The sequence below is a fragment of the Actinosynnema sp. NPDC002837 genome, assembly GCF_040295345.1.
In the GTDB taxonomy this organism is placed as follows: domain Bacteria; phylum Actinomycetota; class Actinomycetes; order Mycobacteriales; family Pseudonocardiaceae; genus Actinosynnema.
On the sequence record NZ_JBEOVG010000031.1, the window covers coordinates 18492 to 30064 of the forward strand.

The following is an 11573-nucleotide window of genomic DNA, read 5'->3' on the forward strand; positions in this document are numbered from 1 at the left end:
GTGGACCTCTTCCAGCCGGAGCCTGCCGACCTGCGCTCGTTGCGGGAGAACGCGCCGGTCCACCGCGACGAGCGCACCGGGATGTGGCTGGTCAGCCGCTACGACGACGTGCGCGCGGTGCTGGCCGACCCACGTCGCTTCCACCCGGACAACGCGTTGACCGCGGTGACCCCGATCCCGCGGCCGGTGCTGCGGGTGCTGGCCCGCGCCGGGTTCTCGCTGCCGCCGACGTTGGCCAACAACGGCACCGAGACGCACGCCGACCTGCGCCGACTGGTGTCCCGGTTCCTCACCCCGGCCCGCGTGGCGGCGATGGGGCCGCGGATCGCGGAGCTGACCGGTGAGCGCCTGGACCGGCTCGACCTCCGCGCCGGACGTGCCGACCTGCACCCGGCGCTGGCCCGCGACCTGCCCGCGATCGTGCTGCTGGAGGTCCTGGGCATCCGGGACGTCGACGTCGAGGCGCTCAAGGCCTGGAGCACGGCGTCGTTGGAGCTGTTCTGGGGCGACGTCACGGCGGAGCGGCAGCACGAGCTGGCCCGTCCCGCCGCCGCGTTCCACCAGTGGCTCACCTCGCGGATCAAGGCCGCCGACCCGGAGGGCGACGACCTGTTCGGCGCGCTGCGGGCGCAGGACGTGCCGATCCGGGACGCGGCCGGGCTCTGCTACTTCCTGCTGATCGCGGGCCAGGAGACGACGACCCAGCTGCTGTGCGCGGCGTTCCACGCGGTCCTGGGGCAGGACGACCTGTGGGCGCGGCTGGACGAGCCCGGGGTGGCCGGCGCGTGCGTGGAAGAGGTGCTGCGCCGTGATCCGCCGGTGAGCACGTGGCGGCGGATCACGGCCGAGCCCGTCACCCTTTCAGGGGTGGAGGTGCCGGCGGGCGAACCGCTGCTGCTCATGCTCGCGGGCAGCGGCTCGGACCCGGACGTCTTCGGCGAGCCCGAGCGCTTCTGCCCGGCCAGGCCGAACGCCCGCAAGCACCTGGCGTTCGGCTTCGGCAGGCACTTCTGCCTCGGCGCCGGCCTGGCGAGGCTGGAGGCGGAGGTCGTGCTGCGGGAGACCGCACGGCGGTTCCCGGACCTGCGCCTCGCCTCGACCGGGCCGCCGCCGATGCTGGGCCTGCTGTCGTTCCGCGCGCCGTTGAGCGTGGAGGTCGAGCTAGGGGACCAGCACGACCTTGCCGGTCGAGGCCCGGGTCTCCAGCAGTTCGTGGGCGCGGGCGGCGTCTGCCAGCGGTAGCGCCTCGCCCAGCACCGGGCGCAGGCCCGAGGTGAACGCCCGCCGCACCGTGTCGGGGTTGACGGGGTTGCCGAACCCGAGGACCGCGACGCCCTTGCGGAACACGTCGGACGCGGTCACGTCCAGCGGCTCGCCGCTCGCGAAGCCGAACACGGCCAGCCGGCCGACCCCGTCGCGCAGCAGCTCGAACGACTGCCGCGCCACCGTGCCGCCGACCGAGGAGAACACCACGTCGACCGGCTCGACCCCGGTCGGCCAGTCCGGCTCGCCGTAGTCCACGACCTCGTGCGCGCCCAGCTCACGGGCCAGCGCCAGCTTCCGCTCGCCCCGCGCGGCGGCCACGACCGTCGCGCCCGCCCGTGCCGCGACCTGCACGAGGAGGCTGCCGACACCGCCCGCCGCCGCCTCGACCAGCACCCGCTCGCCCGCGGCGAGCCGGACCGCGTCCGCGGCGGCCACCGCCGTCGTGCCCTGGAGGTACAGGGCCAGCGCCTCGTGGTCGGACACGTCGTCGGGCACCTCGGTCGCGTCCTCGGGCAGCAGGGCCAGTTCGGCGTAGCCCTCGCCGAGCGCGAAGCCGATCAGCCGCCTGCCGTCGGGGCCCACGCCGACCACCTCGCCGCCCAGCGCGCCGGGCGCGAGGTCGTACCAGGGCACCACCCGCGCGCCCGTGCCCGACCGGATGATCGTCTCGCCGTAGTTCACGCCGATCGCCGTGACGCGGACCAGGACCTGGCCCGGCCCGGCGACCGGATCGGGCACCTCCTCCACGCCGAGCACGTCCGCCGGACCGAACTCGTGGAACCGCACCGCTCGCACAACGCCTCCAGAATTTCAAACGGACCGCCGGTCCGTTTCCTGTCCGCTACCATACGGACTGCTGGTCCGCTTTTGTCAAGCGAGTCGATCGAGCCGCGGGTCGGAGGAGGTCCACGATGCGCAAGGACGCCGAGCGCAACCGCGCCGCGGTCCTGGCCACCGCCGCGCGCCTGATCGCCGAACGCGGGCCGGACGGGTTCTCCATGGACGACGTCGCCGCCGCCGCGGGCGTGGGCAAGGGCACCGTGTTCCGCCGCTTCGGCGACCGCGACGGCCTCGTGCAGGCGGTGGTCGACGAGACCTCCGAGTCGTGGCGGGCGGAGGCGGAGGCGTTGCTGGAAGCCGGCGACGTGCCGCCGGAGGAGCGGGTGATCACGTTCGTGGCGACCCTGTTCGACCACGTGATCGCCGCCCTGCCGCTGGTGATCGCCTTCGAGCGGGTGTCCACGCGCAGCATCGCGTGCGACGCGGACGCCAAGCTCACGCACCAGCGCCTCGTCGCGTTGATCTCGCAGGTCAAGCCCGGTGCGGACGCCGAGTACCTGGCGCACGCCCTGATCGCGCAGGTGCGTGCCGACACGCTGCGGCACATGGTCGAGCGGTGCGGTCTGGACGTGGCACGGGTGCGCGCCGGCGTGATCTCGCTCGCCCGGGGCGTGCTGTCGGGTGACCTGGCGCCTGCCGGGAGCTGACCGACCAACACCCGCACCGGCACCGGGCCCGCACCCGCGCCGGCCCGCATCGGCGCTGTCCGGGATTCGCCGGTGTGATCGTCCTCGCCCGCCCGGGACTTGGAGCGCGCCGGGGGAAGTGCGACGATGCCCAGGCTTGAGGGGGTGCGCGAGGAAGCCGGTGTGAATCCGGCACGGTCCCGCCACTGTGACCGGACCGAGGAGCCCGGGAGTCAGGAACTCGACCCCCGACTCATCGACCGGACACGGGCGTGGACACCCGAGGAAGGACACCGCCGCATGGGCGCGCGTTTCCCCTTTTCCGCTGTCGTCGGCCACGACGACCTCCGCACGGCTCTGCTGCTCAACGCCGTGCACCCCGGTATCGGCGGGGTGCTCGTCCGAGGCGAGAAGGGGACCGCGAAGTCGACCGTGGTCCGCGCCCTCGCCGCGCTGCTCCCCGAGCTGGACGTGGTGCCGGGCTGCCGCTTCGGCTGCGACCCGGCGACACCGACCGACTGCCCCGACGGGCCGCACGACCACGGCGCCCAACGGCGGCCCGCACGGCTGGTCGAGCTGCCGGTCGGCGCGACCGAGGACCGGCTGATCGGCTCGCTCGACCTGGAACGCGCGTTGACCGAGGGGGTCCGCGCCTACCAGCCCGGTCTGCTGGCCGCCGCGCACCGTGGCGTGCTGTACGTGGACGAGGTGAACCTCCTGCACGACCACCTCGTGGACCTGCTGCTCGACGCCGCCGCCATGGGCCGCGCGCACGTCGAGCGCGAAGGCGTGTCCGTGTCGCACGCCGCGTCGTTCCTCCTGGTGGGCACCATGAACCCGGAGGAGGGCGAGCTGCGCCCGCAGCTGCTGGACCGCTTCGGCCTCACGGTCGCGGTCCGCGCCTCGCGGGACGTGCCGACGCGCACCGAGGTGGTGCGGCGGCGGTTGGCGTACGAGGCGGACCCCGAGGGCTTCGCCGCCCGCTGGGCCGAGGCCGACCGGGAGCTGGCCCGGCGGATCGTCGCCGCCCGCGAGCGGCTCGGGGACGTGGTGCTGCCGGACGCGGAACTGCGCCGCATCTCCGGCATCTGCGCCGCGTTCGAGGTGGACGGCATGCGCGCGGACCTCGTGGTGGCCCGCACCGCGACCGCGCACGCCGCCTGGCGGGGCGCCGACGAGGTGGCCGAGCAGGACGTGGAGGCGGCCGTGCGGCTGGCGTTGCCGCACCGCAAGCGCCGGGACCCGTTCGACGAGCCGGGGCTGGAGGAAGAGCAGCTCGACGACGCCCTCCAGCAGGGCGCGGAAGCCGCCCGCGAACCCGAGGACGACCCCGACGACGACCCCGAAGGCCCCGGAACCGACCCCGGCGGCCCGGACGGCGGCGGCGACGGCTCGGAGCTGCCCGGCGAGCCGCCGGAGTCCACTTCGGACGGTCAGGGCAACGGCCGGTCCGACCGGTCGCACGCACCGGCCCCGGCGTTCCGCGCCCGCCTGTTGCAGGTGCCGGGGGTCGGCGAGGGCGCGCCCGGCAAGCGGTCGCGCGCCCGTGCCCGCACCGGCCGCGTGGTCCGCTCGTCCACAGTGGACGGTGCGGGTCTGCACCTGGTCGGCACGCTCGGCGCGGCGGCGCCCCACCAGTCCGCCCGGGGCCGCACCGGTCCCGGCCTGGAACTGCGCGGCGCGGACCTGCGGCTCTCGGTGCGCGAGGGCAAGGAGGGCAACCTCGTGCTGTTCGTCGTCGACGCCTCCGGCTCGATGGCGGCCCGGCAGCGGATGTCGGCGGTCACCGGCGCGGTGATCTCCCTGCTCCGCGACGCCTACCAGCGGCGGGACAAGGTCGGCGTGGTGACCTTCCGCGGCCGGGAGGCCCAGGTCGCACTGCCGCCGACGAACTCGGTCGACGCGGCGGCGGCCCGGCTGCGCGCCCTGCGCACCGGCGGCCGGACCCCGTTGGCCGACGGCCTGCTGCGCGCCCGCCGCGTGCTGGACGCCGAACGCGTCCGCGACCCGCGCCGCCGACCGCTGCTGGTGCTGCTCACCGACGGCCGCGCGACGGCCACCGGCACGGGCGGCGACCCGATGCGCGACGCCCTGCGCGCGGCCGGCCTGCTGGCGGCCGACCGGGTGGCGTCGGTCGTCGTGGACTGCGAGCACGGCCCGGTCAGGCTCGGCCTGGCGGCACGGGTGGCGGGCGCGCTGGCCGCGGCGTGCGTGCGCTTGGAGGAACTGTCCGCAGACCAGGTGGCGGGCGTCGTCCGCGCCGCCCGAGCCGCTTAGGAGCGTCGAAAGTGCCTCAAGGTCAACCGTCCGTCGTCCCGAACGACGGCCTCAGCACCCGCCAGCGCCGCAACCGGCCGTTGGTCGTGCTGCACACCGGCGAGATGAAGGGCAAGTCGACCGCCGCCTTCGGGCTCGCGCTGCGCGGGTGGAACCAGGGCTGGTCCATCGGCGTCTTCCAGTTCGTGAAGTCAGCGAAGTGGAAGGTCGGCGAGGAGTCGGCGTTCCGCGCGCTCGGCCGCCTGCACGAGCAGACCGGCGAGGGCGGCCCCGTCGAGTGGCACAAGATGGGCGAGGGCTGGTCCTGGACCCGCAAGCAGGGCACCGAGGACGACCACGCCGCCGCCGCGCGCGAGGGCTGGCAGGAGATCGCCCGCCGCCTCGCCGCCGGGCAGCACGGCCTCTACGTGCTCGACGAGTTCACCTACCCCCTGCACTGGGGCTGGATCGACGTGGACGAGGTGGTCGAGGCGCTGATCAACCGACCCGGCCACCAGCACGTCGTCATCACCGGCCGGTACGCGCCCGACAAGCTGGTCGAGGCCGCCGACCTGGTGGTGGAGATGACCAAGGTGAAGCACCCGATGGACGCGGGCCAGAAGGGCCAGAAGGGGATCGAGTGGTGAACCGGCTGGTGGTCGCCGCGCCCGCGTCGGGCAGCGGCAAGACCACCGTGGCCACCGGCCTAATGGCGGCGTTGCGCCGCGCGGGCGACAAGGTCGCGCCGTTCAAGGTCGGCCCGGACTACATCGACCCCGGCTACCACTCGGTGGCCACCGGCAGGCCGGGCCGCAACCTCGACCCCGTCATGGTCGGCGAGCACCGGGTGGCGTCGCTGTTCGCGCACGGCGCGCGCGGCTGCGACCTGGCCGTGGTGGAAGGCGTGATGGGCCTGTTCGACGGGCGGGTGGACACCGAGGGCATCGGGTCCACCGCGCACGTCGCCAAGCTGCTGTCCGCGCCGGTGCTGTTCGTGGTCGACGCCCGGGGCCAGAGCCGCAGCCTCGCCGCCCTGCTGCACGGGTTCCGCGGCTACGACCCGACCGTGCGGCTCGGCGGCGTGGTGCTCAACCAGGTCGGCTCGGCCCGGCACGAGCAGGTGCTGCGCGGCGCCTGCGCCGAGGTCGGCCTGGAAGTGCTCGGCGTGCTGCCGCGCGACCCCGAGTTCGCGCTGCCGTCACGCCACCTCGGCCTGGTCACCGCGGCCGAGCACGGACCGGCCGCCACCGCCGCCGTGGACGCCATCGCCGCCGCCGTCGCACGGCACGTCGACCTGGACGCCGTGCGGCGGCTCGCCGCCGAGGTGCCCGCGATGGCGGTGCCGACGTGGGACCCGCGGGCGGAGGTCGAGCAGGTGGACGGCAGGCCGACGGTCGCGGTCGCGGGCGGCGCGGCGTTCACGTTCGGCTACGCCGAGCAGGTCGAGCTGCTCGGCGCGGCCGGCGCGGACGTCGTCGTGGTCGACCCGCTGCGCGACGAGGCGCTGCCCGAGGGCACGGCCGGCCTGGTGCTGCCCGGCGGGTTCCCCGAGCAGCACGCGGCCGAGCTGTCGGCCAACGAGAAGCTGCGCGCCGCCGTCGCCGCCCTGGCCCGCGGCGGCGCGCCCGTGCACGCCGAGTGCGGCGGCCTGCTGTACCTGGCGAACTCGTTGGACGGCGCGCCGATGTGCGGCGTGATCGACGCGGACGGCTCGATGACGTCCCGGCTCACCCTCGGCTACCGCGACGCCGTCGCGCCGCAGGACTCCGTGCTGGCCCGCGCGGGCTCCCGGATCACCGGGCACGAGTTCCACCGCACCGCGCTGAGCGTCCCGCACGGGGCGAAGCCCGCCTGGCAGTGGCGCGGCCACGACCTGCGCCCGGTGGCCGAGGGATTCGTCCTCGGCGGGGTGCACGCGTCGTACCTGCACACCCACCCGGCCTCCGCGCCGGAGGCCGTGACGCGCTTCGTCCGGGCCTGCGCGAACGAGTCCGTGCGCTTCGAGGCCACTCGTTAGTGGATCGCGCTCGCGCGGTACGGTCCTTGCCCACCAGCCGAACACGTCGTGGGGAGCAGTTGTGATGACTGGTCGGGTCTCCTTCGTGGGCGCCGGTCCCGGCGCCGCCGATCTCATCACCGTGCGCGGCGCGAAGCGGATAGCCGAGGCCGACGTCGTGCTGTGGGCCCCGAGCGTGATCGAGGTGGAGTGCGTGCGCGAACACGCCCGCGCCGACGCCGAGCTGGTCGACTTCTCCCGCGTCACCGAGGCCGAGGTGGTCGAGGTGTACCGGCGCGCGTCGGCGGGCAGGCTCAAGGTGGTGCGGCTGCACGCGGGCGACCCGTCGCTGTGGGGCGGCTTGCGCGACCAGCAGGACGCGTGCCAGCGGCTCGGCTTGGTGACCGACGTCGTGCCGGGCGTGTCGCAGGTGTCCGCCGCGGCGGCGGCCGTCGGCCGCGAGCTGACCACTTCGGACGTCGCGCAGTCGTTGCTGCTGGTCGGGCCCGACACCGCCGAGCACGTCGCGGAGCTCGCCGCGCACGGCACCACGATGGCGATCTCCGCGTCCGGCTCCCGGGCCGGCCTGCTGGTCGAGCGGCTGCGCGCGGGCGGTTACGCCGACGACACGCCGGTCGTGGTGGCGTACAAGGTTTCCCTGCCCGACGAAACGGTCGCGCAGACGACGGTGGGCGAGCTGGAGGCGTGCGTCAAGGAGCACAAGCTCTACCGCACCACGCTGTTCCTGGTCGGCAAGGTGCTCGCGCAGCCCTCGTCGCGCCGCCGGTCACCGGTGGTCGAGGGCGACGAGCCGGTGCGCAGGCCGCGGGCGTCGAAGTGGGCCGCGCGCGCGAACCGGCCGGTGGTGAAGTCGGTCGGTGACTCGCCGTCGGCGGCGGCGTGGTCGGCGGTGCACGACTGGCAGGAGACCGCGCGCACCAAGCGCTCCGCGCCCGCGAGGCCGAAGGCCGTGCCGGTCGGCGAGCCGCTGCTGGAGCTGGTCGTCGACGTGCCCGAGAACGCGCCCGACAACGCACTGGGCAACGCGCCGGAGAGCGCACCGGTGGAGACCTCGGTGGAGCACGAAGCCAAGCCGAAGCCCAAGCCCGTGGTCGCCGCCGCCGCGAAGCGCAAGCCCACCACCGTGCAGGCGAGCACCACGCCGCGCAAGCCGTCCGGGTCGCGGGCCAAGAAGAACAAGCGCGTGAACTGACGTGGACGTCGTCGCGCTGCACCGCTTCGTCACGGACGCCGGCCGTTCGTGGGATGACGTGACCGTCGTGGACGCGGAGGCCGTCGGCACCCGGCACGCGCTGAACGTGTGCCGGGCCAAGCCCGCCGTCGTCGTGCCCGGCGCCGATCCGGCGGAACTGGCCCGCGGCCTGACCGGGTGGCGGCGCGCGCTGGTCGTCGAGTCGGCCGCCGGTCTGTCCACTGTGGACCCGGCGGACGCGGTCGCGCGCCAGTGGTCCGAGCCCGGCGCGATCCTGTGCCTGGCCGAGCAGAACTTCGCGCCCGCCGGCGAGGGCTGGGCGCTGCCCGACGGCGACTTCGCGCAACGCGACGGCATGATCGCGGTCGCCGAGGTGCGGGCGCTGGTGCTGGCCCGGCTCGCGCCGCGCCCCGGCGTGCTGGTCTGGGACGTCGGCGCGGGCCCCGGCGCGATCGGCGTCGAGTGCGGCCGGCTCGGCGCGGCCGTCGTCGCGGTGGAGCGCGATCCGGTGCAGTGCGTGCGGATCATCGCCAACGCCTCCGCGCACGGCGTGGACGTGCGCGTGGTCGAGGCCGAGCTGGGTGACGCGGGCGAGCTGCCCCGGCCGGACGCGGTGTTCGTCGGCGGCGGTGGCGCGGACGTGGTGCGGCGGTGCGTGCGGTCGGGCGCCCGGCGGGTCGTGGTGGCGACCCCGGACCTGGACCGCGTGCTGCCCGCGCGTGACGCGTTGCTGGAGGCCGGGTACGAGGTCGAGGGCAGCCAGGTGGCCGCCGCCCGGCTCGCCGGCGGCACGTTGCTGGCCACCAACCCGGTGACCGTGCTGTGGGGAGTGAAGAAGGCGTGATCGGTGTGTTCGCCGCCGGCGAGCGCGGGCGGCGGGCCGCGGTCGAGCTGGCCGGGTTCCTCGGGCCCGACGCGGTGGTGCCGGACGGTCCGATCGGGCCCGCGCTGCGCGCGTTGTGGCCCCGGCTGGGTTCGGCGGTGTTCTTCCTCGGCACGGAGGCGACCGTGCGCCTGGTGGCGCCGTTGCTGCGCGACGAGCGGGCCGACCCGGGCGTGGTGTGCGTGGACGGCGGGTTCGCCGTGTCGCTGCTCGGCGGCGCGGACGCGGTGGCCGAACGGGTCGCCGACGTGCTCGGCGCGCAGGCCGTGACCACCGCGGCGTCGGCCGATTCGCCGCTGGACGAGCTGGTCGAGCTGCTGGACGCCACCGTCGAGGGCGACCTGGCGGCGTGCGGCGAAGCGGTCCGGTCGGGCGAGCCCGTGCTGCTGGCCAACCCGCTCGGCTTCCCGCTGCCCGCGCTGCCGGACAACGTCGTCGCCCACGGCCACGGCGCGGCGTGGAGCGTGCTGGTGGACGACCGCGTGCCCAAGGGCCCCGTCGACGACCGCGTGGTGCGGGTGGTGCCGCGCACGCTCGTCGTGGGCGTCGGGTCGAGCACGGGTGTGTCGGCGGCGGCGGTGTCGGCCGCGCTGGCGGCGCTGGAGGAGGAGCGCGGGCTGGACCTGCGCGCCGTCCGGGCGTTCGCCACGCTGGACCGCAAGGTCGCCGAGCAGGGCATCGCGGACGCGTTGGAGGACTGGGGTTTCTGGCACGACTCGACCACCGCGCCGCTGCTGTCCTACCCGGGCGAGGAGCTGGCGGTGATCCCGGTGCCGAACCCGGCGGAGCTGGCCATCGGCATCCCGAGCGTGGCCGAGGCGGCGGCGTTGCGCGGCGCGATGGAGCTCTCCGCCGGCGGCCGGGTGGAGATCGCGGCCGAGAAGGTGAAGGGCGTCGGGGTGACGGTCGCCGCCGCACGGGTGCTGCCGCGCGGCCGGTTGGCGCTGGTGGGGCTGGGCCCGGGTGACGCGGACGAGCGCACGCCGCGCGCCGAGGCCGAGCTGCGCCGGGCGTCGGTCGTGGTGGGCAGCGCCGAGTGCGTGGCGCAGGTGCGGCACCTGCTGCGGCCGGGCACCAGGGTGGTGGCGGACGGCGCGGTGCGGCTGGCCGAGGACGGCGCGGCGGTGGCGTTCGTCGAGGCGGGCGCCGGGCCGGACGTTTCCGGGCCGATTCACGCCGATGTCGTGCGCGTGACGGGTGTCACTCGTCAACTGTGAAGTGCCGACGAGCCGTCTAAAGGCGGTTGTCGGCTCCGTCGTCTTGGTCCTAGCTGGAGGTGCGCCCGCACAGGGCGTCCCTGCACCGGAAGGATCGACATGGCGAAAACCCTGCGTCGCCTGCTCACCGTCCTGGCCGCGACGGTGGCCGCGATCGGTCTGATGACCACCGCGCCCGCCTCGGCCGAGACCTCCTCCGACACCGGCGTGTCGCCGTTCATCGTCGGCGGCACCCGCGTGTCCACCAGCACCTACCCGTGGGTCGTCTACCTGGCCACCAGCACCGGCGGCCAGTTCTGCGGCGGCACGCTGGTCAAGGCCAACAAGGTCGTCACGGCCGCGCACTGCGTCAGCGGCCGGAGCGCGTCGAGCACCCGCGTGGTGCACGGCCGCGACGACAAGCAGAGCACGGCGGGCACCGTGGCCACGGTGAGCCGGATCTGGGTGCACCCCAGCTACCGGACCGCGAGCTCGGGCTACGACGTGGCGGTGCTGACCCTGGGCACCAACATCAACTCGACCTACCTGCCGCTGGCCACCCCGTCCGACACCGCGCTGTACGCGGCGGGCACGAGCGCCCGGATCTACGGCTGGGGCACCACGTCCTCCGGCGGCTCGGCCTCGCGGTACCTGCTCGGCGCGACCGTGCCGGTGACGTCCGACGCGACCTGCCGCACGGCCTACTCCAACTACAGCCCGACCTCGATGGTGTGCGCCGGCTACCCGAACGGCGGCACCGACACCTGCCAGGGTGACTCGGGCGGCCCGCTGGTCGCGGGTGGCAAGCTGATCGGCGCCACCTCGTTCGGCCGCGGCTGCGCGCTCGCCGGCTACCCCGGCGTGTACGCGCGGATCGCCTCGTACTACTCGGTGATCACCGCGCAGCTGTAATCACCCCGCGACGGGCCCACGACCGGGTGCTTGCCGGTCGTGGGCCCGTCCGGCGTGTTCGATCCGGTGCCATGCGCCGACTACTACTGCTCGTGATGCTGGTCGTGGTGTCCGCCGTGCCGGGTGTGGCGTCCGCGGCGGAAGGTCTGCACTCGTGCGCCACGTCGATCGACGGCAAGGCCGCCTCGGGGCGGTGCGAGGGCCGCGGGTCGTTCCGCCTGGTCGCCTCCTGCGCGGACGGCACGACCGTCACCAGTTCGTGGCTCACCGTCCTCAACGGCGTCGCCAGGACCAAGGTGCACTGCCGGTCGAACGCCGTGCACGCCGGGATCGAGCAGCGCGAGCCGACGTTCCCATGATGTGAAGCACCCGGGTTGGACAGGAC

General features: G+C 75.0%; 11 protein-coding genes and 1 riboswitch. Of the genes, 10 read left to right on the forward strand and 1 reads right to left on the reverse strand.

Going from position 1 to position 11573, the window contains the following annotated elements:
• Window positions 1–1242 (forward strand): cytochrome P450, encoded by a 1242-nt coding sequence (locus ABTZ99_RS21690; RefSeq protein WP_499613356.1) that lies wholly within the window; start codon window positions 1–3, stop codon window positions 1240–1242.
• Here ABTZ99_RS21690 and ABTZ99_RS21695 read toward each other — a convergent pair.
• On the reverse strand, window positions 1162–2061 hold the full coding sequence (locus ABTZ99_RS21695) for a quinone oxidoreductase family protein (RefSeq protein WP_498780649.1): 900 nt from the start codon (window positions 2059–2061) through the stop codon (window positions 1162–1164). The two genes, ABTZ99_RS21690 and ABTZ99_RS21695, sit on opposite strands and share 81 nt — an antisense overlap.
• A gap of 116 nt (window positions 2062–2177) precedes the next feature.
• Between ABTZ99_RS21695 and ABTZ99_RS21700 the strand changes: the two genes are divergently transcribed.
• The 9 genes from ABTZ99_RS21700 (at window position 2178) to ABTZ99_RS21740 (ending at window position 11547) form a co-directional block, all read left to right on the forward strand.
• Window positions 2178–2753 carry a TetR/AcrR family transcriptional regulator gene (locus ABTZ99_RS21700; protein ID WP_499613360.1) on the forward strand — a complete coding sequence of 192 codons (576 nt, stop codon included), beginning with the start codon at window positions 2178–2180 and terminating at the stop codon, window positions 2751–2753.
• Between the two features lie 150 nt (window positions 2754–2903).
• Window positions 2904–2975, forward strand: a riboswitch (cobalamin riboswitch).
• 57 nt (window positions 2976–3032) lie between these two features.
• Window positions 3033–5009, forward strand: a complete 1977-nt coding sequence (locus ABTZ99_RS21705; RefSeq protein WP_499613362.1) for a putative cobaltochelatase — start codon at window positions 3033–3035, stop codon at window positions 5007–5009.
• Window positions 5010–5020: 11 nt separating this feature from the next.
• Window positions 5021–5635, forward strand: coding sequence for a cob(I)yrinic acid a,c-diamide adenosyltransferase (gene cobO / locus ABTZ99_RS21710; RefSeq protein ID WP_498780652.1), 615 nt, complete (start codon window positions 5021–5023; stop codon window positions 5633–5635).
• Window positions 5632–7005 carry a cobyrinic acid a,c-diamide synthase CobB gene (locus ABTZ99_RS21715; RefSeq protein ID WP_498780653.1) on the forward strand — a complete coding sequence of 458 codons (1374 nt, stop codon included), beginning with the start codon at window positions 5632–5634 and terminating at the stop codon, window positions 7003–7005. The genes cobO and ABTZ99_RS21715 overlap by 4 nt, the downstream gene beginning before the upstream one ends.
• Before the next feature lie 64 nt (window positions 7006–7069).
• Entirely contained in the window at window positions 7070–8197 is a 1128-nt protein-coding gene (locus ABTZ99_RS21720) for a cobalt-precorrin-4/precorrin-4 C(11)-methyltransferase (RefSeq protein WP_498780654.1), read from the forward strand.
• A gap of 1 nt (window position 8198) precedes the next feature.
• On the forward strand, window positions 8199–9041 hold the full coding sequence (locus tag ABTZ99_RS21725) for a bifunctional cobalt-precorrin-7 (C(5))-methyltransferase/cobalt-precorrin-6B (C(15))-methyltransferase (RefSeq protein WP_499613367.1): 843 nt from the start codon (window positions 8199–8201) through the stop codon (window positions 9039–9041).
• Window positions 9038–10297: a cobalamin biosynthesis protein gene (locus tag ABTZ99_RS21730; protein ID WP_498780656.1), complete on the forward strand. Its 1260-nt coding sequence runs from the start codon at window positions 9038–9040 to the stop codon at window positions 10295–10297. Before ABTZ99_RS21725 ends, ABTZ99_RS21730 begins: the two co-directional genes overlap by 4 nt.
• 99 nt (window positions 10298–10396) lie before the next feature.
• Entirely contained in the window at window positions 10397–11188 is a 792-nt protein-coding gene (locus ABTZ99_RS21735) for a S1 family peptidase (RefSeq protein WP_498780658.1), read from the forward strand.
• Between the two features lie 71 nt (window positions 11189–11259).
• Window positions 11260–11547: a hypothetical protein gene (locus ABTZ99_RS21740; RefSeq protein WP_498780659.1), complete on the forward strand. Its 288-nt coding sequence runs from the start codon at window positions 11260–11262 to the stop codon at window positions 11545–11547.
• Window positions 11548–11573 lie beyond the last annotated feature (26 nt).